The organism is Rhodococcus sp. WB9 (assembly GCF_007558985.1).
Taxonomy (GTDB): Bacteria; Actinomycetota; Actinomycetes; order Mycobacteriales; family Mycobacteriaceae; genus Rhodococcus_F; species Rhodococcus_F opacus.
On record NZ_CP041769.1, the window covers coordinates 5642425 to 5667274 of the forward strand.

A 24850-nucleotide genomic window follows, 5' to 3' on the forward strand; every position below is an offset into this window, starting at 1 on the left:
GCCTAGGCGCTTCGCACCCGTGCGCCTTTTTGGTAGCTGCAACTACCAAAAAGGCGCACGGGCGGCGGAGCCGCCTCACCGGAGGGTGAGGACGCTCTTCCCGACGGTTCGGCGGTGTTCGAGATCGAGCAGGGCCTCGGCCGCCGCCTCGAACGGGTACCGCGTCGGCTCCGGTATTTTCAACGCGCCCGACGCGAGCAAGGGACATAATTCGCTCCACTGCGCGGACAGTCGTCGGGGGTCCCCGGCCCACCACGAGCCCCACGCGACTCCCACTGCGGACGCGTTCTTCAGAAGCAGCCGGTTCACTTTCACCGAGGGGATGTCCCGGCCGGTGAAACCCATCACGAGAATCCTCCCGCCCGTCGCCAGGGATCGGACGCTGTCGGTGAAACGATCGCCGCCGACGGGGTCGACCACGACGTCCACCCCGCGGCCGTCGGTGATCGCGAGGACCTCGTCCCGCCAGTTCCCGGTGGTCACGACGTCGGAGGCGCCGAGGCTCCGCACGTACTCCGCCTTCTCCTCACTGCTGACGACCGCGATGGTCCGCGACGCGCCGAGGTGGGGCGCCAGGGTCATCGCGGCGGTGCCGATGCCTCCGGCCGCGCCCTGGACGAGCACCGACTCCCCCGTCTCGAGGCGTCCACGACGTACCAGCGCGAAATGCACGGTGAGGTAGTTGAACAGCAGGGCGGCGCCCGCGGCCATCGAAATCATGTCGGGGAGGAGGAAAGTCGTCTCCGGCGGCAGTGCGACCACGTCGGCCATGGCGCCGCCCACCCCGGTCAATCCGACGACCCGGTCGCCCGGAAAATATCCGCTGTCGGCGGGTGCTGACCGCACGATCCCGGCGACCTCGCCGCCCGGGACGAAGGGCAGTTCCGGCTTGTACTGGTACCGGCCCTGGGTGAGGAGAAGATCCGGGAACGACACCCCGACGGCATGAACCTCGACCAGGATGGCGGATTCGTCCGCGTCGGGTTCGTCGACCTCGACCGGGGCGAGCGCCTGGGGACCGTCGAGCGCGGTGACCATCAGTGCGCGCATGCTGTTGCCCCCGCTGATGTGATCGGGAGTTCGCGGACCGCTGCCCGGCGCAGCTTGCCGACTTCGGTGCGCGGGAGTTCTGGCCGGAACTCGACGACTTTGGGTGCCGCGTAGGGTCCGACGCGCTGCGCGACGAGATGTGTGAGTTGCGTGACGAGGTCGCCCTCGTCGGCCCGGGTGTCCGCGCGGACGACGACGGCCCGGACCACTCCGCCGCGGATCGGATCGTCGTACGCGACTGCCGCGGCGTCGGCGACCGCCGGGTGCTGCAACAGCGCGTTCTCGACCTCGACCGGGCTGATGTTGTGCCCTGACGCGATGATCATGTCGTCGTCCCGGCCCAGAATCTGCCACCGTCCCTGGGGGTCTGTGACGGCTCGGTCCTCGGTGAGGAATACGTCGCCGCGCCAGCGGTCGGCCCACAGGTCGGGGGTGTTCTCGTAGCCGCTGGACATCTGGTGCCGGGGCCGCCGTACCGCGATCAATCCCGGTTGGCCGTCGGCCACCGGTTGCCCGTCCCGGTCCGCGAGGAAGGTGTCGAAACCCGGAATCGTGGCGGCCATCCAGCCCGGACCGGACCGCGTTTCGGTGCCCTGGGTGTCGCCTAGGAGCATGCCGACCTCGGACAGTCCGTACCCGTTGCGCACGGCGGGGGCACCGGTGCCGGCCCAGTCCGCGGCGACCGCCGCGGTGAGCGGTTCGCCGGCAGCGGCGACGGTGCGGAGCGTCGGCGGCACTCCCTCCTGTGCGAATGTCGCCGTCAGTCGCCGCAGGGCGGCCGGCGCGGTGGTGAGGATCGTGGCCTTCTCTTCCCGGATGACGCGATGCCAGGCCTCGGGGACGAACTTCCCGGAGTACATCACCCGCGGCACGCCCAGCGCCATGACGGCGGCACCGGTGCTGTACAGCCCGAACGCCCACGCCGGGTCCGACGTCGAGAAGACGACGCTGTCGCGGGTCGCCCCGAGAACGGCCTTCGCGTAGGGCATGACCGAGACGAAGGTGGCGTGGGTCATGGTGCACGCCTTCGGTGTTCCGGATGTTCCGCTGGTGAACAGCAGGGTGGCGGTGTCCCCGAGTGCCGTGGTCGCGAGCGGGCCGTCGGCGTCGGCCCGGTCGACCTCCGTCCAGAAGGACCGGTCGTCCGCGTCGGCCGCGACGTCGCCGACGACGAACACCGCGGGATCGAGTCCGTGGGTCGCCTGCGCTTCCGCGAGGGCCGGCCGGTACCGCTGATCGACCACGACCGCGCGGACTCCCGCCGCGTCGAGGCGCAGGCCGATCGCGTCCGGGGCGAACCCGCCGAACAGCGGCACGTACACGAGCCCGGAGCGCCACGCCGCCAGTGCGGTGATCCAACTCTCGACCTGTCGCGACAGCAGTCCGCCGACGCGATCTCCCCGCGTCAGCCCCGCGCGTGCGAACACCCGTGCCGCCTTGGCGGCGAGCCTGTCGAGTTCGCGGTACGTCCAGCGGTCGGCCGAGCCGTCCTCGTGCCGCACGGTCAGCGCCACCCGGTTCGGGTCGGCCGCGTAGCGGGTGCAGATTTCGTGGGCCGTGTTGAAGTCGCCGCCGAACGGGTCGCGGTCCAGCAGGGATTCGATGTCCTGCCAGGCACCGGCGAGTGCGGACGATGCGAGTCTGTCGAGAGACATCAGTGATTCACCTTTGCAGTTTTCGTCAGGGTCAAGACCAGGACCGTGATGGCACACGCCGCGGCGATGTACGCGGCCAGGGCCCACGAACCGTCCGTCTCGGCAGCGATCGCCACCGCGATGAACGGTGCGGGAGCACTGAACACGACACCACCGAACTGATAGGCGACGGACGCGCCGGTGTACCGGACTTCGGCCGGGAACAGACCGGTGACGTAGCCGGCCACCGCGGAATAGGTGACGGCGTGACCGATGGTGATGATCAAAATCATCGCCAGCAGGACGGCGACACCCACGCCGGTGGTCAGCAACCAGAAGAACGGGTACGCGATCGCGGCCATGTAGAGGGACCCGTAGATCAACATCTTCCGTGCTCCGATCCGGTCCGCGATCATCGACGCGTAGGGCACCGACAGGATGTCGAGAACACACGCGACGAGGATGCTCAACAGAATCGTCTGCCGCGAGATGCCGAGTTCCTTCGGACCGTACGACAGCACGAAGACGGTGACGAGGTAGAACGGCACGAGGGAGGCGGCCTGGGTGAGAATCCCGACGCCCAGCGCGCGCTTCTCACCCCGCAGGACCGCGAGGATCGGGAATTCGGCAATCTTCTTGTTGCGCTTGACGTTCTCGAATTCCGGCGATTCGACGACCTTCAGTCGCACGTACATGCCGACCGCGACCAACCCGGCACTGGCGAGGAACGGAAGCCTCCATCCCCACGCCTGCACCTGGTCCTCGGGAAGCTGCTCGACCAGAAGGAACGCGAGCGTCGCGAGCACGAGTCCGGCAGGCACGCCGGCCTGCGGCCAGCTGCCGTAGAACGCCCGCTTCTCGCGCGGTGCGTGTTCGACTGCCATCAGCACCGCGCCGCCCCATTCTCCGCCGACCGCGAAGCCCTGTGCCAGGCGCGCGAGGACGAGCAGCACGGGCGCCGCGAGACCGATCGCCCCGTAGGTGGGAATGAGTCCGATCGCGACCGTCGACGACCCCATCAGCACCAGGGAGAACACCAGCATCTTCTTGCGGCCGATCCGGTCTCCGAAGTGCCCGAAGACGATCGCGCCTGCGGGACGCGACACGAACGCGACACCGAACGTCGCGAATGCGGCCAGCGTTCCCGACAGCGGACTCAACGACGGGAAGAACGCCTTCCCGAATACCAGGGCGGCCGCTGTCCCGAAGATGAAGAAGTCGTACCACTCGATTGCCGTTCCGACGAAGGACGCGAAGGCAACCTTCCGCGGTTTGACCCGAGTGACCTCCAGGTCGTCGATGACTCTCATATCGAATCTCCCATCGCTGCTGATGTGGGGCGGTGCGGCTGCCGTGTCGATCCGGTGCCACCGCGGTTGTGATCGGGCCGTCGGGCCTCGCCCGGGGTTCGCCGATCGGACATCGCATCAGCACCGTCGCCCCGTGTGGCCACGGTCACAGGTCTAGCACAACCCGGACGTCGATAGCAAGCATTTTTGTACCGATCGATCCACTTTGGACTTCGCCCAAATATCGAGCTCAAACCCGAATTACCGCGAGTTTCACCAACACTCTGGACTATTTTTGGATCGATCAGTACATTCCTGGGAATGTACGACAACGATCACGACGCTCCCCGCGTCGCGCTAGTCTCCGGCGGCTCCCGCGGCATCGGAGCCGCCGTCACCACGGCACTGACGCAGCGCGGCTGCCGGGTGGGCTGCACGTACCGGACCAGACGTGACGGCGCCGAGAAGCTCGCCGCGGACGCCCCTGAACAGGTACTCCCGATCCGTTTCGACCTGCACGACGACACCACGGCGCCCACGGCGGTGGAGCGCGTCGTCTCGCACTGGGGACACCTCGATTCGCTCGTCCTGAACGCGGGCCAGTGGTCGGGCGGGCGGCTCGTCGAGACGGACCCGGATGCCTGGTGGAGCGTGATCGAGACGAACCTTCGCGGCACCGTCGCCCTCGCCCGGGCCGCGCTACCCCACCTCGCGCACGGCAGGTCACCGAGCATTGTGCTGGTGTCGTCGGTCGTCGGCCTGATCGGTCACGCCGGCGACACCGCGTACGCGGGTGCGAAGTCCGCGATGATCGGCTTCGGTCGCTCACTCGCCAAGGAGGTCGCGCGTGACGGCATCCGGGTCAACGTGCTGGCCCCCGGCTTCGTCACCACCGACATGACCGATGCGGTGCCCGACTCCGCACGCAAGCGCATCGAACGAGAAACCGTCCTCGGCCGATTCGGCACCGTCGACGAAATCGCCAAGGCCGCAGTCTTCCTCAGCGAAGACGCCACATTCTGCACCGGCTCCGTCCTCACCGCCGACGGTGGCTGGGCGCTGTGACACACCACGACTGCAACGACCAACAACGAAGGGACACACACCATGACCGCGACACTCACGCATTCGGTCGGCATTCCGGAGTCGGAGTACCTGGCGCTCCGGGACCGCATTTTCGAGGCGATCTGGTCCGAACTCGATCCACTCGAACAGCGGATCGAGGACGACGAGCAGGTTCCGCACGACATCGTCATGCCCATCCTCGAGCGGATCGGCGCACTCGGCCTGCTCGTCCCCCGCGAGTACGGCGGCAGCGGTCTCTCGATCGCCCAGTACCTGCCGATCATCGCCGAATTCGCCAAGGTGCAGGGCGGGCTCCGGGTCATCGTCCACGTGCACAACTCCTTCGCCCACGCACTCTCCGAGATCGGCAGCGACCGGCAGAAGGCGGACGTGCTGCCGGGCACGGCCACGGGCCGGAACTCGGTCGCGTTCGCGCTGACGGAGCCGGGTTTCGGGACGGGCGCCGACCTCGGGTCGACCGCGGTGCGCGAGGGCGACGACTACATTCTGAACGGCGAGAAGTGGTTGATCACCAACTCGGACATCGCGTCTCACTTCATCGTCTTCGCGAAGACATCCGACACCGACGTCTCCGCGTTCCTCGTTCCCCGCGCGACCGCCGGTCTCTCGATCGCAGCACTTCCCGAGACGATGGGATGCAAGGGCACCGAGCACGGACGCGTCACCCTCGACTCCGTCCGGGTGCCCGCCACCGCCCTCGTCGGCGTGGAGGGGCAGGGAAACGAGCACCTCGAACGCGCACTGGAGATCAGCCGGGTGTTCATCGCGGCAAGCTCCCTCGGCACGTCCGAGCGCGCCCTCGAACTGTCGATCGCCCACGCGAAGAGCCGTGTCACATTTGGCAAGCCGATCGGCACACGGCAGGCCATCCAGCGCTACCTGGCGGAGATGGCCACCGATGTCTACGCCCTGCGCGGGATCCTGGCCGACGCAGCACAGAAGTGGGATGCCGGCGAACGGATTCCCGCCGAGGCCAGCATGTGCAAGCTGTTCGGCCTCGAAGCCGTCGGCCGGGTGACCGACCGGGCTCTGCTCATCCACGGCGGAATCGGATACACGCGCGCGCATCCGATCGAGCGCCTCTACCGGGATGCCCGCCTCAACTGGCTCGAGGAGGGGACCCCGACGATCCAGTACCTGGTCACGGCGGGACGCCTGCTCGACGGGTACGCGTTCTCCGACGCCTTCGAGACGTCGCGTCAGCCCTGACATCCGCACGACAGCCGCCCTCGAAGGAGGAGAACAATGACGGACCACGACCCCACCGTCCTCGTCGCGGGGGCGCGAACCCCGTTCGGACGCTTCATGGGATCCCTGTCGAGCCTGAGCGCCCAGGAACTGGGTAGCCATGCGATCGGTGGTGCGCTGGAATCGGCCGGCGTCGCCGCACGCGCCGTCGACCACGTCGTCATGGGCCAGGTGCTCACCGCGGGCAGCGGCCAACTGCCGGCGCGCGTCGCGGCGGCAGCCGCCGGAATCCCCATGACCGCACCGGCACTGACCATCAATCGGATGTGCCTCTCGGGAATCGACGCGATAACGCTGGCGCACCAGATGATCTCCGCCGGCGACGCGGACATCGTCGTCGCCGGCGGTCAGGAATCGATGAGCACTGCGCCGCACCTGCTGACGAACAGTCGTCGCGGACACAGGTACGGCGACACGGTTCTGATCGACCACCTCGCGTTCGACGGGCTCCAGGACGCCTTCACCGGGTCGTCGATGGGGGCGCTGACCGAGTCGAGGAATCCCGAGTACGGGATCACCCGGGAGGCCCAGGACGAGTGGGCCGCACGCTCGCACCGTGCGGCCGCACGCGCGCGCAAGGACGGCGTCTTCGCGGCCGAGATCGTTCCCGTTCCGATCAGATCCGGGCGGGGTGAGTCGACCGACGTGAGCCACGACGAGGGCATCCGGGCCGACACCTCGGCGGCCGACCTCGCCGGTCTGCCTCCGGCTTTCGCCGCAGGCGGCTCGCTGACGGCGGGCAACTCGTCACCGATCTCCGACGGTGCCTGCGCCGTCGTGGTCACACGGAAGTCGACGGCCGTCCGGCTCGGACTGTCGTGGCTGGCCGAGATCGGATCACGCGCTGTGGTCGCCGGACCCGATTCGGGTCTGCACGAGCAGCCGTCGAACGCCATCCAGGCCGCGTGCCGACGCGAGGGGATCGCGCCTCGCGACCTCGATCTCGTCGAGATCAACGAGGCGTTCGCCGCCGTCACACTCGTCTCGTCCGAACGCCTCGGTCTCGACGCGGACCGGGTGAACGTCAACGGCGGCGCGATCGCGCTCGGCCACCCGATCGGCGTCTCGGGGGCACGGATCGTCCTGCACCTCGCGCTCGAACTGCGACGCCGCGGAGGTGGCGTCGGCGCAGCCGCGCTGTGCGGGGGCGGCGGCCAGGGGCAGGCCCTGATCGTGCACGTCGAACGGTGATTCGATGGGCACCAAGTACGACCTCAACCGCGCCGAAATTCTGCGCGTGTCCGCCGAGCTGTTCGCGAGGTCGGGCTACCACGGCACCGGGATCGCCGACCTGGGCACGGCGGTGGGGCTCGGCCGCGGGGCGCTCTACCACTACATCGGCAGCAAGGAGGAGGTCCTGTTCGCGATCAGCAGCCGGCAACTCGCGCAGATGAACACGGTCGCCGACGAACTCGCCCTGACCGAACCGGATCCGGAGCGCCGCCTCCGCGGTCTCGCGCGGGCTCTGCTCCGCAACATCGCCGAACACCGCGCGGAGTGGACGGTGTTCTTCCGCGAGTACCACGCCCTGACCGGTGATCGGCGTGTGCGAGTCGTCGCGGCCCGCGAACGGTACGAATCGCATTGGCGGCACGCGTTCGACCAAGGCGTCCGGGACGGGGTGTTCACACTGTTGCCGCCGTTGATGATCAAGGGTGTGCTCGGCATGTTCAACTACAGCTACCTCTGGCTCACCGCCGACGGGGCCCGCACCCCCGAAGAGATCGCCGACGGGTTTCTCGACGCCCTGATCACCGGGCTGGCCGCGCCGAACCCGTGATCTGGGCCGTCTAGACTCACATCTTCGACCGCCGGGAGACAAAGGGGCCCTTCGATGAGCGACAAGTACGACGCCAACCGGGACCGAGTCCTGCAGGTGGCCGCCGAATTGTTCGCGAAGTCGGGCTACCACGGCACCGGGGTCGCCGAGATCGGTGAGGCCACCGGGCTGGGCCGGGGCGCGCTGTACCACTACATCGGCAGCAAGGAGGCAATCCTCTACGAGATCAGCAGCCGGCAACTTGCGCAGATGAACACGGTGGCCGACGAACTCGCTTTGTCCGAGGCCGATCCGGAGAAACGGCTGCGTGGCCTCGCACGTGCGCTCATGCGGAACATCGCCGAGCACCGTGCGGAGTGGACGGTATTCTTCCGCGAGTACCACGCACTGACGGACGAGCGGCGGGATCGCATCATCGCCGAACGTGAACGCTACGAATCACATTGGCGGAACGCGCTGGAGCAGGGTATCCGCGACGGACAGTTCCGTGCTCTGCCGCGGCTGATGGTCAAGGGCCTGCTGGGCATGTTCAACTACAGCTACCTGTGGATCACCCCCGCGGGCGCCGAGACACCCGAAGAGATCGCGGACGAGTTCCTCGACGCCGTCGTCACGGGGATGCGGGCGTGAGGCGCTTCGCGCCCGTGCGCGGTTAGCGAGTCTCTGCACTCGTTCGCCGCGCGCGGGCGGCGGACCCACTGGCTTGGACCTGCCAAGCCAGGAAGGACTATCCTCGTTGCATGAGTCCGTCGTCGGCCACCCCTGCCCGTTGCTCCATCGCGCGCACCCTCGAACTCCTGGGCGACAAGTGGACGCTGCTCATCGTCCGCGAAGCCTTCTGGGGTCACAGCCGGTTCTCGGAGTTCACCCGCAGTCTCGGGGTGGCGTCCGACGTGCTCACCGCACGGTTGGCGATGCTCGTCGACGAAGGAATCCTCGAACGCCGCGCCTATCGTCAGGAGGGGTCGCGGGAACGTCAGGAGTACGTGCTGACCGAGAAGGGCAAGCAGTTGCATGTCGTGATCGGGGCGCTGGGCCAGTTCGGGCGCGACCATCTGCCGCGGCCGGGTAGCACCTCCCCCGAGTACACCGACGAGACCACCGGCGAGGCCGTGTCCCTCGCCTTCGTCACCGACGACGGTCGCCGCGTTCCGGCATCGACTCTGCATGTACAGCAGGGTGCTCCGGCCCCGGCCGGCAATCCGCAGGGTTAGCCGGAACTCGTGAGGAACGGGGCGCGACCGCGTCGTATCCATGCTAACTTGGAAATTCCAAGTTAGCGAGACGCAAGGCAACCATGTCTGTACAACACGGAGTTCACGCAGTCGAGAATTTCTGGGCCCGGGTGTGGCAGTCACCCCAGGATCCCCACGCGATCGACGAGCTCGTCGTCGACGATTTCGTCATCGTCACCGGTGGGGAGGCCATCCGCGGCCGCGACACCTTCAAGGAATGGGTGCTGAAGTTTCAGTCGACCGTCGAGGATCTGGAGTTCATCCCCGTCGAAACGTTCCAGAACGAGGACGGTTCCCGCGTCGCATCGCTGTGGGAAATGACCGGCCGCAATCGCGGATTCATGGGCACCGAACCGGACGGGCAACCGATCCATCTGACGGGTACCGCGGTGTGGAACGTCCGGGCCGACGGGATGCTCGAATCCAACCGCGTCGAGCGCAATGCCTGGGAGCTGCACCGGCGGCTGACGGCCTAGGCGCTTCGCACCCGTGCGCCTTTCTGGTAGCTGCAACTACCAAAAAGGCACACGGGCCCGGAGGGCCTACCTGGCTGCAGCGATCCGGGCCTCGGCGACGGCGTCGGCTGCGGCGCCGGCGAGGATGCCGTCTCGCTTCGCGACGTCGAGGATCTGCACGACGGTGGCGAAGATCTTCTCGACCTGCGCGCGGACGTCGTCGGCGGACGTGCCGAGCCGCTCGCCGGCGACCTGGATCAGTCCGCCGCCGTTGGCGACGTAGTCGGGGACCCAGGTGATGCCGCGTTCGCCGAGGTCGTGCTCGACCGCGGGGTGGGCGAGCTGGTTGTTCGCGGCCCCGCAGATCACCTGGGCGGTGATCGCGGCGACGGACTCGTCGGTGAGCGTGGCGCCCATCGCGCAGGGTGCGTAGACGTCGAGTTCCTGGTCGATGACGGTGGACGCGATCTTGACCTCGGGGAAGTCGCGGGCGACGCGGTCGAGTGCGGCGGCGTCGACGTCGGTGGCGACCACCGATGCGCCGTCGGCGAGCAGCAGCTTGATCAGCTGGTAGCCGACCTTGCCGGTGCCCTCGACGCCGACGGTGCGGCCGGCGAGGCTCGGGGTGCCCCACTTGGCCTGGGCGGCGGCGCGCATGCCCTGGAACACGCCGAGGGCGGTCATCGGGGCGCTGTCGCCGGACCCGCCGGCGGACGTGTTGCGTCCGACGACGTAGTCGGTGGCGCGGCCCATCACGTCGAGGTCGTCGGAGTTGGTGCCCACGTCGCCGGCGGTGATGTACCGGCCGCCGAGCGTCTGGACGAAGCGGGCGTACGCCTCGAGCAGTGCCTCCGACTTTCCGGTGGCGGGGTCGCCGATGATGACGGCCTTGCCGCCGCCGAGGTCGACTCCGGCGATCGCCGACTTGTAGGTCATGCCCCGCGACAGGCGCAGCACGTCCTTGAGGGCGGCGGCCTCGTCGGCGTACGGGTAGAAGCGGGTTCCGCCGAGGGCCGGTCCGAGGGTGGTGTCGTGAATCGCGACGATCGCCTTGAGCCCGGTGGCGGGGTCCTGGAAGAACGTCACCTGCTCGTGGGCGGTGTCGGTGGGGAAATCGGTGCGCTCGAACACTCCAGCGTTGTCGGGCAGTGCGGTGTCGTGACGTTCCGCGGTGAGAGTCATGTCTTCTCAGGACCTTTCCGGAGTGGTGGCGATCGTGATGGTGGAGGTGTCGACGCCGAGTTCGGCGAGACGCTGGAGGTAAACGGTGACGTTGCGCAGCTTCACGTCCTCGTAGCCCCGGACGAGGTCGGGGGTCGCGGCGATCAGCGTTGCGGTGTCGTAGGTGTCGGCGGAGAGGTCGGCGACGAGGCCGGCCACCGTGGTCTCGTAGTGCGCGAGCAGCTGACGCTCGAGACGACGGACCTTGGCGTAGCCGAACGGGTCGAACGCGGTGCCGCGCAGGAACTTCGCCTTGGCGAGGGTCTTGAGCGCGACGTGCGAGCGGGGGCCGAAACCGATCTTGGTCTTGCGGCCCATGGCCTTGAGGACGGGCGGGTGCAGCTTGTAGGTGAGCTTGCCCGCGCCGGGGACCTCGCCGGCGGCGGCGTCGAGGAACGCCTGGTCGGTGAGCATCCGGGCCACTTCGTATTCGTCCTTGTAGGCGGTGAGCTTGTGTAGGCCGGCGGCGACGGCCTCGCTGAACTCGGTCCGGCTGCCCAGCTCGCGCTCGGCGTCCCACGCCTGCTGCACCAGGGCGATGTAGCGGGCGGCGACGCGGTCGCCCTGGAAGGCAACGAGGTTCGCGGCGCGGCGTTCGGTGAGTTCGAGCGTCGTGCCGTCGAGGGTTGATCCGGCGAACAGGTGCGTCGGGACGACGGTGTCGCTGCGCTGCGGCACGGCGGCCGAGCTGGTGGCGGAAAGGAAGGCCTCCCGGTCGGCGACGGCGACGCGTCCCCAGTGGAACGCGGCCTTGTTGGACTCGACGGCCACCCCGTTGATCTCGAGGGCCTCCTCGATGAACCGGGCGGGGACGGGCAGTCCGCCGGCTTGGTAGGCGGCGCCGACCAGCAGGAAGTTGGCGGCGGCCGTGCTGCCGAACAGTGCGGTGGCGGCGGCGAGACCGTCGATGGCGGTCAGTTCGCGGGCCGAGACGTCGAGACGCTCGAGCAGCTTGTCCTCGTCCGGGTAGCGGACGGCGGGGTCGTAGACCATGTCGCCGGTCGGGGTCTGGCTGGTCGACGCGACGGTGATGGTCCGGTCGGAGCTGCCGAAACCGGCGTACTTGGCGTCGGCCGCGGTCAGCAGGTCGAATGCGAGGACGCAGTCGGCGGTCGCGGGGCTGATCCGGTTGGACGGCGCCGAGCTTCCCGACCGCGTCTTCTGATCGCTGAGCCGCAGGTGCGACGTGACGGGTCCGGCCTTCTGGCTGAGACCGGTCTGGTCGAGTCCCTCGACGTGCAGCCCGGCGCGCAGCGCGGCCATGCCGAGCACCTGGTTGACGGTGACGATGCCGGTACCACCGACACCGGCCATGAACAGGTTGTGCGTTCCGGTCCACACGGCGGGGTCGGGGTCGCCGACCTCCGGCGGAACCGGGATCTCGCGCAACGTCTTCGGCGCGCCTTCCTCGGGCAGCTGGACCGTCACGAACGACGGGCAGTCGCCCTCGAGGCAGGAGTAGTCGGTGTTGCAGCTGGTCTGGTCGATCTTGGTCTTGCGGCCGAATTCGGTGTCGACGGGCTGCACGGACAGGCAGTTGGACTTGACGCCGCAGTCGCCGCAGCCCTCGCAGACGGCCTCGTTGATGACGACGCGGGTGCGGCGGGCGGGCAGCTTGCCGCGCTTGCGCTTGCGGCGGGCCTCGGCGGCGCACTGCTGGTCGAAGATCAGCACGGTGACGCCCTCGATGTCGCGCAGGACGCGCTGCGCCTCGTCGAGCCGGGTCCGGTCCCACAGCAGCGTGTTGGCGGCGAAGTGGGCACCCTTGTGCCGCTTGGGGTCCTCGGCGCACACGATGATCTGCTTGACGCCCTCGGACGCCAGCTTGTGGGTCAGCTGCGGCACGGTCAGCCCGGCCTCGGCGTCCTGCGCCCCGGTCATCGCGACGGCGGAGTTGTAGAGCACCTTGTACGTGATATTGACGCCGGCGGCGACGCACGCCTGCACGGCGAGCTGACCGGAGTGGAAGTAGGTGCCGTCGCCGACGTTCTGGAACATGTGCTTGACGTCGCTGAACGGGGCCTGCCCGATCCACTGCGCGCCCTCGCCGCCCATCTGGGTGAGCATCGTGACGGCGCTGTCGGTGCGACCGGACATCGTGACCAGGGTGTGGCAGCCGATGCCGCCGCCCGCGATCGATCCCTCGGGCACCGCGGTGGAGCGGTTGTGCGGGCAGCCGGAGCAGAAGTACGGGGTGCGCGACGTCGGGAGGACGGTCAGCTCGAGGCGCGGCGGCGGGGCCGGCGTCAGCGCGACCCGGTCCTTCAGGACGCGGCGCAGCGGTCCGGTGAGACGGGCGGCGGTCAGTTCACCGTCGACGGGGATCAGGTTCTTGCCCTGCGCGTTCTTCTTCCCCAGCACCGCGGGTGCGCTGGCGCCGCCGTAGAGGATGTCCTTGAGCTGCGACTCGACGAACGGCATCTTCTCCTCGACGACGAGGACCTGCTCGACGCCGTCGGCGAGTTCGCGAACCTTGTCGGCGCCCAGCGGGTAGGGCATGCCGATGCGGAGGATGCGGATGCCGGCGTCCTCGAGCTGGGAGTCGCCGAGCCCGAGGTCGAGCAGGGCCTGGCGCAGCGAGTCGTAGGCGGTGCCGACGGCGGCGATGCCCAGCCACGCGGTGCGCGGGTTCACCTCGATCTTGTCGATTTCGTTGGCGGCGTTGAACGCCTCGACCATCGCCCAGCGCGGGCCGTACAGGTCGGCCTCGGCGTAGACGCTGTCGGGCGGGGACGCGAGCACGCGCTGCCGGTACGACCACGGCTTGCCGTTCCACTCGATCTCGGGGAGCACGATGTCGAGGTCGGCGAAGTTCCGGTCGAGAGTCCACAGCCCGTCGGCCACGTCGGCGACGATCTTCATGCCCGACCAGCAGCCGGAGATCCGCGACAGCGCCACACCGTAGAGGCCGAACGTGATGACCTCCTCGGCGTTGCGCGGGAAGAACACGGGCATGCCCATCGCGGCCATGGACCGCTCGCTGGCACAGGGGATGGTGGAGGACTTGGCGTTGGGGTCGTCGCCCACGAGGACGAGGACGCCGCCGCGGGCGTTGGCGCCGTACATGGCGGCGTGCCGGATGGAGTCGCTGGCGCGGTCGAGGCCGGGACCCTTGCCGTACCAGACGCCGACGACGCCGTCGTGGGTGCGCTCGCCCTGCGGGAGGTCGACCTGGCTGCCCCAGACGGAGGTCGCGGCGAGTTCCTCGTTCATGCCGGGCACGAACTTCACGTCGTGGTCGGTGCTCAACGTGGGGATGGCGGCGATGGTGCGGTCGAGGCCGGCGAGGGGGCTGCCCTGGTAGCCGGAGACGAACGTCGCGACGTTCAGTCCCGCGCGGCGGTCGCGTTCGTGCTGCTCCACCAGCTGGCGGGCGATGGCCTGGACACCGGTCATCAACACCGGGCCCGAGTCGGCCCGGTATCGGTCGGCGAGATCAAAGGATGCTGCACTGGTGCGAGCGTCGTCTAGCTGAGTCATCTGCGATTCCCGATCCGTCGCGTTGAGCATTTCGTGATCTTGATCCTGTATCTGGTCTAAGATTTGGTCAACGCAAATCGGATCAACTAATCATTTCACGCAACAGGTGACGGTCGTCACTTCCCGGAGGTACCCAAAGTGCTCAGCATCGACAAGCTCGACGTGCAGTTGCTCGGACTGCTCGGCAAGGACTCACGCATGAGCGTGGCCGAACTCGCCAACTCGCTGGGCGTCGCCCGCAACACCGTGCAGTCCCGGATGAAGCGCATGGAGACCAGCGGACTGCTCACCGGCTTCCGCCCCAACCTCGACCTCGCCGAGGTCGGGATTCCCATCCAGGCGTTCGTCGGGCTCGAACTCGAACAGGGCAAGCTCACCGCCGTCGGCAACCGTCTCGTCGACCTGCCGGAGGTCATCGAGATCCACGCGACCACCGGCCGCGAAGACCTGCTGGTGCGGGTGGCCACGTCCACGCACGCGGAGCTGCAGAAGTTGCTGGAGAAGATCGCGAACCTGCCCGGCATCACGCATTCGACCACCACGATCGCGCTGACCAGCCCGCTGCCGTACCGGATTCAGCCGCTGCTCGAGCACCTCACCGACGACTCCGGGTGGGGCCGGTCCACGGCACTGCCCCGTTCACAGCGCTAGCACCGGTGCAGTAGTTTCAGACCATGAGTGAGAGTCAGGGACGAATCGCGTTCATCCAGGCCACGTGGCACCGCAACATCGTCGACCGCGCACGCGAGGGCTTCACCGACGAGGTGACCACGCTGGGATATTCGAAGGACGAACTGGACTTCTTCGAGGTGCCGGGCGCGTTCGAGATCCCGCTGCACGCACGCCGCCTCGCCCTCACCGGGCGTTACGACGCCGTCGTCGCCGCCGCGCTCGTCGTGGACGGCGGCATCTACCGCCACGAGTTCGTCGCGACCGCGGTGATCGACGGCCTCATGCGCGTGCAACTCGACACGGATGTGCCGGTGTTCTCGGTTGTGCTGACGCCGCACCACTTCCACGAGCACGACGAGCACCTCAACTACTTCCACGATCACTTCGTGAAGAAGGGCGCCGAGGCCGCTCGCGCCTGCGTCGCCACCGTCACGTCGCTGAAGTCGCTCCCGACCGCGAACTGAGATTCGCCCACTCCGAACCCGATACGAGAAACCACCGTCAGCACGTTACTGACGGTGGTTTCTCGTCTTACCGGTCGTTCGCGTGCCGGTGCTGGACGTAGAGGAGCCAGAACACGGGCGCGCCGACGACGGCGAGGATGGTCGCGAACACGCGGAGCCCGACGTTCCCTTCGCCGAAGGGGGCGATCATGAGGACAATCGTGCAGACGACGGCGCCGAGGAGTCGCCAGTGCGCGCCGAAGAAGCCTGCGACCATCGCCCATGCGTTGCGGGCGACGATGCGCGCCGGCGATTCGGGCTCGGGTGGGGGCGGCGGGGGCGGGGCCACCGCAACCGTCGAGTTACGCGCGGCGGCCACCAGTTTCGGGGCGTGGGCGCCGACCGGCGGGGTTTCGCCGTCGGGCTCGCACCGGAACAGGGCGATACCCACCGCGTCCGCGTAGTCGACGGCCTCGTCGGTGTATCCGGGGCCGGAGAAGTACAGGAGTTTCCGGGCGTGGCTGGTTCCGCGGGTGTCGTAGAGGTTCGTGAGGTCCGACTTGCCTGCACTGCCGCCACGCCACTTCACCTGCGCGTATGCGCGTGACGAGTAGACGTCGATGCCGCCGTCCGCGCCTCCGAGTAGCGCTGTGGCGTCGCCGTAGCCGAGCTTCTGCATCTGCTCGGCGGCGTTGATTTCAGCTTCAGCCGCCGTGCGTATGCGTGCCATGCCTCACTCCCCCAGATCGAACCAGTCTTTCCCCTCGAAGGTACCCGCAGATCGGGCGAAACCAGCTATCCGCCGGTGAACGTCACACCGGCGCCATCGAATTGCAACACACTGCAACTCTTCCCGCTCCCGGCCGCGCGACCGTACCGTTCCCCGAATCAGCACATTCACAACGTAGTGAGGGCGGATTCATGAGGGCAGCACGCTTCCACGGGCGACGCGACATCCGGATCGACGACATCCCGGAGCCGGAATTGCGGCCGGGCGCGGTGAAACTCCGAGTCGCGTGGTGCGGCATCTGCGGCACCGATCTGCACGAGTACCTGGAGGGCCCGATCTTCATCTCCCCGCCGGGACATCCGCATCCGCTCTCGCACGAGAACGCGCCGGTGACGATGGGCCACGAGTTCTCCGGCACGGTGGAGGAGGTCGGCGAGGGCGTCACCGATGTCGCCGTGGGCGACAACGTGGTGGTGGAGCCGTACTTCGTGTGCAACGAGTGCGCGTCCTGCAAGGCAGGCAACTACCACCTGTGTACGAAGATGGGTTTCATCGGATTGGCCGGTGGCGGAGGAGGACTCAGCGAGAAGGTGGTGGTCGACCGCCGGTGGGTGCACAAGATCGGCGACATCCCGCTCGACGAGGCAGCCCTGATCGAACCGCTCAGCGTCGCACACCATGCGGTCGTCCGCAGCGGGGCCAAGGCCGGCGACGTCGCGCTGGTCGGCGGTGCGGGGCCGATCGGACTCCTCGTGGCCGCGGTGCTGAAGGGTCTGGGTGTCACCACGATCGTCACGGAACTCAGTGACGCCCGGAAGCAGAAGGCGCTGTCCAGCGGCGTCGCGCATCACGTGATCGACCCGTCGTCGGAGGACGTGAAGGCCCGGGTGCTCGAGCTGACCGACGGTGTCGGCGCCGATCTCGGGTTCGAGTGTGCCGGGGTCGACGTCGTCCTCGACACCATCCTCGACGCCGTCCGGCCCGCAGCCGTGGTGGTGAACGTGTCGATTTGGGGCAAGCCCGCGACGGTCGACATGCAGAAGCTCGTCCTCAAGGAGATCGACCTGCGCGGCACCATCGCCTACGTCCGCGATCACGAGGCGGTGATCGAGATGGTGCGCAGCGGCGTGATCGACCTTGCCCCGTTCATCACCGGGCGGATCGAACTCGACAATCTGGTCTCGGAGGGCCTCACGACGTTGATCGAGCACAACGATACGGCGGTGAAGATCCTGGTCCGGGCGTGACCGTCAGTCGGGTTCGTCCGAAGACGGGGTCACCGCCCTGGCCTTGAGTGCCAGCCACAGCTCCATGCGGTCGTCGGCCTGGTCGAGGTTCCGCCCGGTCAGTGCCGCGATCTTGTCGATCCGGTTCCGGACGGTGTTGCGGTGCACGGAGAGGGCAGCCGCGGCGGGGTCCCATGCCCCGTTTGCTCGCAGCCATTCCTCGAGCGTTCGCTGGAGTTCGACGCGTTCGCGCGGCTCGAGCTGATCGAGGGGTGCAAGGACGGCGGTGGAGAAGCCGCTGAGCACGTCGGCCGAGCCGAGCCGGAGCAGCAACTGGACGGTCTCCCCTTCCTTGGCGTCGACGGCGCGACCCAGTCGGGCGCTGACGGCGACGAGGGACCGCGCCTGCATCGCCGACACGGCCAGCGCGTCCACGGGAACCAGCGCGCCGATCCCGATCGCGCATCCCTCCGCCACGCTCGACAGCAGGTCCGCCAGCCCGGCGACCTCGGGGTGCGCGATCTCGAGGTCCGAGTTGCGCTGTCTCAGGACGGAATCCGGGAGGGCCGAACCGATCCGGACGGTCAGGTCGGCCACCGCCTCGGGAGTGGAGCGCACGACGGCGATCTGCAGGGGGTCCCGGGGCAGCCCGATGCCGGCCGCGATCTGATGCGCGCGCTCCCTCCGGAGTCCGGGTCTGAGCAGCTGCGCCAGCGCCGCCGCCCGCCGCTGCCGCTCGGGTTCGCCGGCCACGTGACGGCGTTCGAGTTCGAGCGACAGCAGCGAGACGAGAACATTGGACGCGTGCCGCAGCGCGTTGTCCGCCGACCGCTCGAGCACGACGAACGCGAGCGGGTTCTCGATGCGAACGGGATGCAGTTCGAGTTCCCGCCGATCGGCACCGCCGAACGCCGTCCAGCCCTTCGCGCGGGTGGTGTAGCGACCCACCTGGTCCTGGGCGTCCTGCAGGAACGCCGCATCGACGCCGTCGGAGAGTTGGACCACCCCGCCCGACGCGTCCAGCACTGCGCACAGTGAGCCGCTGACGGAACGCCATTTGCCGAGCAGTCCGCTCAGTGGCGACGGTCCGGCCGCGACCGCGGTGAGCTGATAGCTGAGTTCGATGGCGTCCTCGAGCGCGCGTTTCTCCTCCTCGGCGATCCGGGAGAAGATCCACTTGGTGATGGCGATGAACGGCACCGAGTCGGGGGCGATGAGCAGCGGGACGCCGAATTCCCGCGCCGCCGCGACGAGCGGCGCGGGTGGCGCCTGATAGGGCAGCCCGTGCCCCAGACCGAGGCACAGTGCGGCGACCCCGCCCGCGACGCAATCCCGCACGTAGTCGCGGCACCCGGATTCGGTGGTGGGAAGCATCAGGCCGACGGTCATCAGCAATTCGCCCCCCTGGAGCCAGTCCCGCGGACGCGTCAGTTCGGACACATGCGCTGCGGTGATGGGGTTGCCGACTCCCGCCGTCCCGCTCATCGACGTGAGCCGCAGTGTGGGAGCAGACAGGACGTCCTGGACGGTGATCACCGGCGACCTCTTGTACTCATTGCCCAACCGTAATAGACGAACTGTACATCTCGCCTCTGGTGCCGGGGCGGCGCAGTGCGCAGAGTGGTGATCAGAGCCACAGCACCTCCAAGGAGTTTCAGTGTCAGATCACTCCGGCGACACCGCCGCGCCCCTCGGTGGCACCATCGAGACCCGCTCGATCGACTACGTCCCCGAGGACGAACGTCACGGGAAGGTCCGCGACCAGGGCCCCTTCTGGTTCGTCGGAAACTTCCAGCCATTCACGGTGGCCATCGGCTTCGTCGGCCCCGCCCTCGGCCTGTCGTTGGGCTGGACGGTCGTCGCGGGCATTCTCGGCATCTTCTTCGGAACGTTGTTCATGGCGTTCCACGCGTCACAGGGGCCGGTGCTCGGACTCCCGCAGATGGTGCAGTCCCGCGCGCAGTTCGGCTATCGCGGTGTCGTCCTCGCACTCATCGGGACGTTGTTCACGTACGTCGGGTTCAACGTCGTGGACGTCGTCATCATCAAGGCGGGTCTGCACAGCATCTTCGGGTGGAACGCGGCCGTCATCGCCGTGGTGATCACCGCGGTCGCGACGCTGCTCGCGATCTTCGGTCACGATCTGCTGCACCTGTCGTTCCGGGTGCTGTTCTGGCTGTCGCTGCCGCTGTGGGCGATCCTCACGTGGGGCGTCGTGTTCGGGCACGCCGGCGGCGACGCGGGCGCCGCGACGGGCGGGTTCACCCTGCTGGCGTTCATCGCCCAGTTCAGTGTCGCAGCCTCCTACAACATCACCTACGCGCCGTACGTGTCGGACTACTCGCGGTACCTGCCGCGCAACACGCGCACGTCGGCCATCGTGTCGGCCGTGTTCCTCGGCGCCTCGGCGTCGCCGGTCTGGCTGATCCCGGTGGGCGCGTGGATGGCCACCCGGCTCGGAGCCACGGATGCGCTCGCAGGCATCCACGACGCCGGCAACTCGGTGGTGCCGTTCCTCGGCAGCGTGCTCGCCCTCGTCGCGACGCTCGTGCTGGTGGCGACCATGGGCCTGAACGCGTACAGCGGCATGCTGACCGTGATCACCGGCATCGACTCCTTCCGGAAGGTCACCCCGTCCCGCCGGATCCGGGTGGTGACCGTCCTCGCGCTGGCCGCGGTCTGGCTGGTGCTGAGTCTGCTGTTCACCGATTCGACGACCGTCCTGAACACGACGTTGCTGATCATGCTGTACCTCCTCGTGCCGTGGACCGCCGTCAATCTCACCGACTTCTTCTTCGTGCGCCGCGGGCATTACGCCATCACCGACCTGTTCACGCCGGACGGGCTGTACGGAATGTGGTCGTGGCGCGGTATGACGGCCTTCTTCGCCGGCATCGTCGCGTCCGTGCCGTTCATGGTGCTGCCGTTCTACGTCGGACCGATCGCCGCGGCCCTCGGTGACGTCGACGTCGCGTTCGCGGTCGGACTCGCCGTGTCCGGGATCGTGTACTGGGTCCTGTCCCGGTCGCTGGACCTCGACACCGAGGAACGGTTCATCGAAGACAGCCAAGCCGCCCTGGCAGTCGAGGAGACCCCGGCTCATGGCTGACACGACGACGGCAGACGTCCAGCACGCGATTGACGCGCTGATCCGGGCATTCGGCGAGCACGACACGACGGCCTACTTCGAGGCGTTCAGCCCGGACGCGACGTTCGTCTTCTACACCCACCCGGTGCCGCTGCCCAGTCGCGAGGCCTACCGCGACCTGTGGGCCGAGTGGGAGTCGGACGGGTTCCGCGTCCTGGCGTGCCGCTCCAGCGAGCAGAACGTCACGTTCCCGGCCCCGGATGTCGCGGTGCTGACGCATCGGGTCGGCACCACCGTTCGGGATTCGACGGGAACGGTCGAGCTCGACGAACGGGAGACGATCCTGTTCCGGCGGCGCGAAGAGTCGGGCTGGATCGCCGTCCACGAGCACTTGTCGCCCCAGTCGATCACAACTTGATAGCTGACCGATAGCTGGCTTGACGTGGACCGCGTCACATCAGGACCCCGTCGAGTTGCGGAGGCAGACGCCCGGCGGTGTACTGGTCAGTAAACCTGCCCGGCTCGGCCTATCGCGAAGGTGCACAGATGACGGACGAACGGCCCGGCAAGAATCAGACCCCACCGGACAAGACGACGCGACCGACACCGAAGGAGGCGACCCCGGACGTCTCCAAGACAGATCTCGCGGCCGTCGTCGATGCGCTCACCGCGACGAACGAGAAGAATTTCGACTTCTGACCTCGCGCCTCAGGCCCGCTCCCGATGCGGCACGAACTCGAACGTCAGGCACGCGAACGCCACGGGCAGCAGGTAACGGAACCGCAGGAGGACGTATCGCCGGTTCCCCACGGAATGGAATTTGCCGAGGTAGCGATACAGCGACTCGAGCGAGATCAGCACGTCGCCGAGGTGCAGGACACGACGGAAGAGCCGGGCACCGGCGCCGGATGCGTCGGGGTCGAGGAGTTCGGGGAACGCCGCGAACGACAGCGAGACGTATCGCGCACCGGACCGATCGGCGTACCGGATGACGTCGACGGTCATGCGTTCGTCGGTGCCGTTCGGCGCGCCCTCGCCGCGCCACGGAACGTCGAGGCTCAGTTCGCGGGCGGAATCGGCGGTGCCGTAACGCTGGAACGCGACGGCGCGCCCGGTGCAGTCGCGGGCGACGACGAGAAGAACACCGGGGAGCGTGCCGTCCAGCAGGTGGTCGAGGATCATCGAGAACCCGCGGTGCTGATGTCCGGCGCGTGCGTCCTCGACGATGTCCGTCAACTCCCGCCGCGTCGGTTCGTCGAGCGCGGCTTCGGAAACGATCTCGGTGGTCAGCCCGGCGTTGTGGGTGCGCTGCACGGCCTGCCGGAGGTTGCGGAACTTTCTGCCGTGCAGGGTGAAGTGTCCGACGTCGATCACCACGTCGCGGCCGATCGGGACCGCCGTCAACGGCTTCCGGGTGTCGCCGCCGATCTCCCACAGCCGGGCGACGCGCTCCCCCGCGCCGAGCACCGCGACGCGCCAACCACGTTCGGCGGCGAACTCGGAGAACTCGTCGAGGAGGGCACCGAATTCGAACGCGTTGCCGATGGGATCGCCGGAGACGACCGCTATTCCGGACCGCGCCCGATAGGCGATCGCCGCGGTGCCCGACGCGTTGAAGTAGTACGACTTCGCCGAATTGAGGGCGAACGGCGACAACGGGTCGTCCGTGGTCTGCTGGATCAGCGAGAAGACACGGGCACGGTCCTCGGGCTGCGGCACACTGCGCACCGGCAGCATCAGGACGGGTCCGGTGGCCACGAGGAGGAGGAATCCCGGAGTCGAATGTGCGCTGGTGTACGCCACATCCGCGGCCGCCACGAACAGCACCGCGGCCGCCGAATGTGTCATGGTGACGGGCCGCCGCAGGTGCAGACCCCGGGCCACCAGCAGGACGGCGATTCCGGCCGCCACCATCCACGTGCGAATCGGCCCCGACCGCCCGGCCATCCACAGGAGCACGAGGCCGACCACGACGGTTGCGCCGACGAGCGCCATCCGCGCCGCGGGCGATTCGGGCCGGTACACCCGCAGCCCGGGCACGGTCATCGGTGTCGACTTCGAATTCTGCATCCGCACCCCTGCCCCAGGTGGCGACTGTTCCGGTGCCTCCAATCTAGCGGCTCCACCGCCCGTGAGTGGTTGACGAGTCTCTGGACTCGCTACGCACTCACGAGTGCAGCCGCGGCGGCGGTGCCCCGTGCGGCAGGGACGGCCCGACCGCCGTGAGTGAGCCTGCGGCACGCCCCTTCCCCCAGCCGAGCTTCTCGCGGTACCGGCCGATGTGGTCCTGCGGGATGTCCTGCCCGTCGACGAGCGGCGTGGACTGCGGATCCACGTAGAGCGCGTCGACCGGGCAGTACGCCTCGCACATGAAGCACGTCTGGCAGTCTGATTGCCGCGCGATCACCGGGATCCCGGTGTCGGTGCGGTCGAACACGTTGGTGGGGCACGCGTCGACGCACTTGTCGCAGCCGATGCACGCCTCGGCCAGCAGCACCTCGATCACGAGGCCACCCGCAACAGCCCGCTGTGTGCCGCACCGGTCGCGGTCCAGACGTCGTCCAGCCCACCAGTGAGTACGTGGTGGTGCTGCGCGGGGTCGAGGTCCGGGTAGTCCGCGCGCTTGCTCATTCCACGGGATTCCGTCCGCGCGAGCGTCGAGTGGTACATCCACCGCCCCACCGCGGTGATCGCCGCGGCCTGACGGGCCCGGACACGGTCGTCGCCGGAGTCGCCGCCGAGCCCCAGCGACAACGCCGTCCACAACGACTCCAGCTCGTCGAGCGCACCCTGCACCCGCACACCGTCCCGCAGGTAGTTCTTCTCGTACGGGATGAGTTCCGCCTGCGCGGCCGCGACGACGGCGGACGCCTCCAGCCCCGACCGCTGCGTGGGCCGCAGACCGGCCCGCCCGGCGGGACGCAGTTCGCCAGGCCGGACCCGACGTTCGGTTCGCGCGAACCGCGCGGCCCCCGTGCCCGCCCAGCTGCCGGACGACATCGCCCACGCCGAGTTGTGGCTGCCGCCGCCGGTGAAGCCGCCGCAGATGCGTTCACGGGTGGCGGCGTCGCCCGCCGCGAACAGGCCGGGGACGGACATCGCGCAGGTGTCGTCGACCACGTCGATGCCGCCGGTGCCGCGCACCGTCCCCTCGGCGAGCATGCTGACCTCGAAGCGGTCGGTGAACGGGTTGATGCCGCGACGGTCGAATTGCAGGAAGAAGTTGGGCTGGCCGAGCCGCATCTTGCGCTGCACGTCGTCGTCGGCGCGGTCCAGTTGGGCGAACACCGGCTCGGACAGCAGCGTTTTCGCGATCACCGAACGCCCCTTGGTGGAGCCGGCGCCCTCGAGGACGCGCCCGTCGGCGTGGAAGAACGTGGCGTAGCCGTAGTAGGCGGTCTTGGTGATGGTGGAGTTGGCGGGGACGATCGCGTACGCGTTGGAGAACTCCATGCCGGAGAACGTGGCGCCCACCTCTGCGGCCATCAGCGCGCCGTCGCCGGTGTCGACGTTCGTGCCCAGGGCGCGGGACAGGAACGCGCAGCCGCCGCTCGCGATCACGACGGCGCCCGCGGTGATCCGGTAGTCGCGGTCGTCGTGGCGCTGGTAACCCGCCGCGCCGCGCACCTGGCCGTCGGCGTCGACGAGCAGTTCGAGGGCCGGCGAGTGGTCGAGAATCCGGACGCCTGCCTTCTTCACCCACGCCCGCATCCGCCGCATGTATTCGGGCCCTTGGAGTCCGGTGCGGATCTGCCTGCCGGTCTCGGGGCAGACGGGGAACGGGTACCGGCCTTCCTCGGCGAGGAGATTCATGTTCGCGTACGTCTGGTCGAGGACGCGGTCCATCCAGTGGTGGTCGGCGAGATGGCCGCCGAGCGCTTCACGGCTGGCCTTGGCCTTCGTCCGTGCGGACGGGTCGGGGTCGACGTACCAGACACCGGTGCCCGAAGGCGCGGTGGCGCCGCTGGTTCCGCAGTACCCCTTGTCGACGAGGACGACGTCCGCCCCGAATTGCCGTGCGCGCAGCGCGGCCCACGTTCCGGCGGGGCCGCCGCCGATGACGAGGACGTCGGTGCTCAGGTCGAGAAGTTCGGTCATGAAGGGCGCTCCTGTCGAGGCGGAACAATTGCCCTTCAACGCTTCCGCACATCGGCCCGTGCCGCCATCGTCAGAATCAGCGTGAGCTGAACGCCCGTGCGCCTTTCTGGTTGTC

General features: G+C 68.4%; 23 protein-coding genes. 13 read left to right on the top strand and 10 right to left on the bottom strand.

What is annotated here, in order from left to right; all coding sequences use genetic code 11:
- Positions 1-75 precede the first annotated feature (75 nt).
- The 3 genes from FND50_RS26400 to FND50_RS26410 are packed head-to-tail and all read right to left on the bottom strand — an operon-like array spanning position 76 to position 3994.
- On the bottom strand, positions 76-1050 hold the full coding sequence (locus FND50_RS26400) for an NADPH:quinone oxidoreductase family protein (protein ID WP_144287645.1): 975 nt from the start codon (positions 1048-1050) through the stop codon (positions 76-78).
- Complete coding sequence (locus FND50_RS26405) at positions 1038-2705, bottom strand: AMP-binding protein (RefSeq protein WP_144287646.1); 1668 nt, start codon at positions 2703-2705, stop codon at positions 1038-1040. Before FND50_RS26405 ends, FND50_RS26400 begins: the two co-directional genes overlap by 13 nt.
- Positions 2705-3994 (bottom strand): MFS transporter, encoded by a 1290-nt coding sequence (locus FND50_RS26410; protein WP_144287647.1) that lies wholly within the window; start codon positions 3992-3994, stop codon positions 2705-2707. Before FND50_RS26410 ends, FND50_RS26405 begins: the two co-directional genes overlap by 1 nt.
- A gap of 300 nt (positions 3995-4294) precedes the next feature.
- Between FND50_RS26410 and FND50_RS26415 the strand changes: the two genes are divergently transcribed.
- The 7 genes from FND50_RS26415 to FND50_RS26445 all read left to right on the top strand — a co-directional run bounded on the left by FND50_RS26415 (position 4295) and on the right by FND50_RS26445 (position 9798).
- Positions 4295-5038 (top strand): SDR family NAD(P)-dependent oxidoreductase, encoded by a 744-nt coding sequence (locus FND50_RS26415; protein WP_144287648.1) that lies wholly within the window; start codon positions 4295-4297, stop codon positions 5036-5038.
- Positions 5039-5080: 42 nt separating this feature from the next.
- A complete protein-coding gene (locus FND50_RS26420) occupies positions 5081-6268 on the top strand; it encodes an acyl-CoA dehydrogenase family protein (RefSeq protein WP_144287649.1) in 1188 nt (395 codons plus the stop codon).
- A gap of 36 nt (positions 6269-6304) precedes the next feature.
- A complete protein-coding gene (locus FND50_RS26425) occupies positions 6305-7498 on the top strand; it encodes an acetyl-CoA C-acetyltransferase (protein ID WP_144287650.1) in 1194 nt (397 codons plus the stop codon).
- Positions 7499-7502: 4 nt separating this feature from the next.
- Positions 7503-8087, top strand: a complete 585-nt coding sequence (locus FND50_RS26430; protein ID WP_007300526.1) for a TetR/AcrR family transcriptional regulator — start codon at positions 7503-7505, stop codon at positions 8085-8087.
- Between the two features lie 54 nt (positions 8088-8141).
- Positions 8142-8717 (top strand): TetR/AcrR family transcriptional regulator, encoded by a 576-nt coding sequence (locus FND50_RS26435; protein ID WP_005252730.1) that lies wholly within the window; start codon positions 8142-8144, stop codon positions 8715-8717.
- A gap of 110 nt (positions 8718-8827) precedes the next feature.
- On the top strand, positions 8828-9301 hold the full coding sequence (locus FND50_RS26440; protein WP_144287651.1) for a helix-turn-helix domain-containing protein: 474 nt from the start codon (positions 8828-8830) through the stop codon (positions 9299-9301).
- Positions 9302-9384: 83 nt separating this feature from the next.
- Positions 9385-9798, top strand: a complete 414-nt coding sequence (locus FND50_RS26445) for an ester cyclase (RefSeq protein ID WP_037203123.1) — start codon at positions 9385-9387, stop codon at positions 9796-9798.
- A gap of 66 nt (positions 9799-9864) precedes the next feature.
- Here FND50_RS26445 and FND50_RS26450 read toward each other — a convergent pair whose 3' ends face one another.
- Entirely contained in the window at positions 9865-10959 is a 1095-nt protein-coding gene (locus tag FND50_RS26450; RefSeq protein ID WP_144287652.1) for a Glu/Leu/Phe/Val dehydrogenase, read from the bottom strand.
- Positions 10960-10965: 6 nt separating this feature from the next.
- The gene (locus tag FND50_RS26455; protein ID WP_313905288.1) at positions 10966-14478 is read right to left on the bottom strand and encodes an indolepyruvate ferredoxin oxidoreductase family protein; all 3513 of its coding nucleotides are present in this window, start codon (positions 14476-14478) and stop codon (positions 10966-10968) included.
- 138 nt (positions 14479-14616) lie between these two features.
- On the opposite strand from FND50_RS26455, the gene FND50_RS26460 reads away from it, so the two are divergent.
- Together FND50_RS26460 and FND50_RS26465 are read left to right on the top strand one after the other, a co-directional pair.
- On the top strand, positions 14617-15129 hold the full coding sequence (locus FND50_RS26460; protein ID WP_005252722.1) for an Lrp/AsnC family transcriptional regulator: 513 nt from the start codon (positions 14617-14619) through the stop codon (positions 15127-15129).
- A gap of 23 nt (positions 15130-15152) precedes the next feature.
- Positions 15153-15614 (top strand): 6,7-dimethyl-8-ribityllumazine synthase, encoded by a 462-nt coding sequence (locus tag FND50_RS26465; RefSeq protein WP_073360679.1) that lies wholly within the window; start codon positions 15153-15155, stop codon positions 15612-15614.
- Positions 15615-15681: 67 nt separating this feature from the next.
- On the opposite strand, the gene FND50_RS26470 is transcribed toward FND50_RS26465, so the two are convergent.
- Entirely contained in the window at positions 15682-16323 is a 642-nt protein-coding gene (locus tag FND50_RS26470; protein ID WP_144287654.1) for a restriction endonuclease, read from the bottom strand.
- Between the two features lie 191 nt (positions 16324-16514).
- Here FND50_RS26470 and FND50_RS26475 point away from each other — a divergent pair, with 191 nt between their 5' ends.
- Entirely contained in the window at positions 16515-17570 is a 1056-nt protein-coding gene (locus tag FND50_RS26475) for a 2,3-butanediol dehydrogenase (protein ID WP_005252717.1), read from the top strand.
- A 3-nt stretch (positions 17571-17573) separates the two neighbouring features.
- Here FND50_RS26475 and FND50_RS26480 read toward each other — a convergent pair whose 3' ends face one another.
- A complete protein-coding gene (locus FND50_RS26480; protein WP_144287655.1) occupies positions 17574-19085 on the bottom strand; it encodes a PucR family transcriptional regulator in 1512 nt (503 codons plus the stop codon).
- Between the two features lie 121 nt (positions 19086-19206).
- Between FND50_RS26480 and FND50_RS26485 the strand changes: the two genes are divergently transcribed.
- The 3 genes from FND50_RS26485 to FND50_RS36340 all read left to right on the top strand — a co-directional run bounded on the left by FND50_RS26485 (position 19207) and on the right by FND50_RS36340 (position 21336).
- Positions 19207-20658, top strand: coding sequence for a cytosine permease (locus tag FND50_RS26485; protein ID WP_144287656.1), 1452 nt, complete (start codon positions 19207-19209; stop codon positions 20656-20658).
- The gene (locus tag FND50_RS26490; RefSeq protein WP_144287657.1) at positions 20651-21055 is read left to right on the top strand and encodes a nuclear transport factor 2 family protein; all 405 of its coding nucleotides are present in this window, start codon (positions 20651-20653) and stop codon (positions 21053-21055) included. Before FND50_RS26485 ends, FND50_RS26490 begins: the two co-directional genes overlap by 8 nt.
- 128 nt (positions 21056-21183) lie before the next feature.
- Positions 21184-21336, top strand: coding sequence for a hypothetical protein (locus FND50_RS36340; RefSeq protein WP_005254109.1), 153 nt, complete (start codon positions 21184-21186; stop codon positions 21334-21336).
- Positions 21337-21345: 9 nt separating this feature from the next.
- On the opposite strand, the gene FND50_RS26495 is transcribed toward FND50_RS36340, so the two are convergent.
- The 3 genes from FND50_RS26495 to FND50_RS26505 all read right to left on the bottom strand — a co-directional run bounded on the left by FND50_RS26495 (position 21346) and on the right by FND50_RS26505 (position 24735).
- Entirely contained in the window at positions 21346-22707 is a 1362-nt protein-coding gene (locus FND50_RS26495; protein ID WP_144287658.1) for a bifunctional lysylphosphatidylglycerol flippase/synthetase MprF, read from the bottom strand.
- Positions 22708-22804: 97 nt separating this feature from the next.
- A complete protein-coding gene (locus tag FND50_RS26500) occupies positions 22805-23143 on the bottom strand; it encodes a ferredoxin family protein (RefSeq protein ID WP_144287659.1) in 339 nt (112 codons plus the stop codon).
- A complete protein-coding gene (locus FND50_RS26505; protein WP_144287660.1) occupies positions 23140-24735 on the bottom strand; it encodes an FAD-dependent oxidoreductase in 1596 nt (531 codons plus the stop codon). Before FND50_RS26505 ends, FND50_RS26500 begins: the two co-directional genes overlap by 4 nt.
- Positions 24736-24850: the final 115 nt, after the last annotated feature.

Excerpts from the sequence above, each read along its gene's own strand:
- FND50_RS26400 (WP_144287645.1), bottom strand. The coding sequence starts at position 1,050 with ATGCGCGCACTGATGGTCACCGCGCTCGACGGTCCCCAGGCGCTCGCC.
- FND50_RS26405 (WP_144287646.1), bottom strand. The coding sequence starts at position 2,705 with ATGTCTCTCGACAGACTCGCATCGTCCGCACTCGCCGGTGCCTGGCAG.
- FND50_RS26410 (WP_144287647.1), bottom strand. The coding sequence starts at position 3,994 with ATGAGAGTCATCGACGACCTGGAGGTCACTCGGGTCAAACCGCGGAAG.
- FND50_RS26415 (WP_144287648.1), top strand. The coding sequence starts at position 4,295 with ATGTACGACAACGATCACGACGCTCCCCGCGTCGCGCTAGTCTCCGGC.
- FND50_RS26420 (WP_144287649.1), top strand. The coding sequence starts at position 5,081 with ATGACCGCGACACTCACGCATTCGGTCGGCATTCCGGAGTCGGAGTAC.
- FND50_RS26425 (WP_144287650.1), top strand. The coding sequence starts at position 6,305 with ATGACGGACCACGACCCCACCGTCCTCGTCGCGGGGGCGCGAACCCCG.
- FND50_RS26430 (WP_007300526.1), top strand. The coding sequence starts at position 7,503 with ATGGGCACCAAGTACGACCTCAACCGCGCCGAAATTCTGCGCGTGTCC.
- FND50_RS26435 (WP_005252730.1), top strand. The coding sequence starts at position 8,142 with ATGAGCGACAAGTACGACGCCAACCGGGACCGAGTCCTGCAGGTGGCC.
- FND50_RS26440 (WP_144287651.1), top strand. The coding sequence starts at position 8,828 with ATGAGTCCGTCGTCGGCCACCCCTGCCCGTTGCTCCATCGCGCGCACC.
- FND50_RS26445 (WP_037203123.1), top strand. The coding sequence starts at position 9,385 with ATGTCTGTACAACACGGAGTTCACGCAGTCGAGAATTTCTGGGCCCGG.
- FND50_RS26450 (WP_144287652.1), bottom strand. The coding sequence starts at position 10,959 with ATGACTCTCACCGCGGAACGTCACGACACCGCACTGCCCGACAACGCT.
- FND50_RS26455 (WP_313905288.1), bottom strand. The coding sequence starts at position 14,478 with ATGACTCAGCTAGACGACGCTCGCACCAGTGCAGCATCCTTTGATCTC.
- FND50_RS26465 (WP_073360679.1), top strand. The coding sequence starts at position 15,153 with ATGAGTGAGAGTCAGGGACGAATCGCGTTCATCCAGGCCACGTGGCAC.
- FND50_RS26470 (WP_144287654.1), bottom strand. The coding sequence starts at position 16,323 with ATGGCACGCATACGCACGGCGGCTGAAGCTGAAATCAACGCCGCCGAG.
- FND50_RS26475 (WP_005252717.1), top strand. The coding sequence starts at position 16,515 with ATGAGGGCAGCACGCTTCCACGGGCGACGCGACATCCGGATCGACGAC.
- FND50_RS26490 (WP_144287657.1), top strand. The coding sequence starts at position 20,651 with ATGGCTGACACGACGACGGCAGACGTCCAGCACGCGATTGACGCGCTG.
- FND50_RS36340 (WP_005254109.1), top strand. The coding sequence starts at position 21,184 with ATGACGGACGAACGGCCCGGCAAGAATCAGACCCCACCGGACAAGACG.
- FND50_RS26495 (WP_144287658.1), bottom strand. The coding sequence starts at position 22,707 with ATGCAGAATTCGAAGTCGACACCGATGACCGTGCCCGGGCTGCGGGTG.
- FND50_RS26505 (WP_144287660.1), bottom strand. The coding sequence starts at position 24,735 with ATGACCGAACTTCTCGACCTGAGCACCGACGTCCTCGTCATCGGCGGC.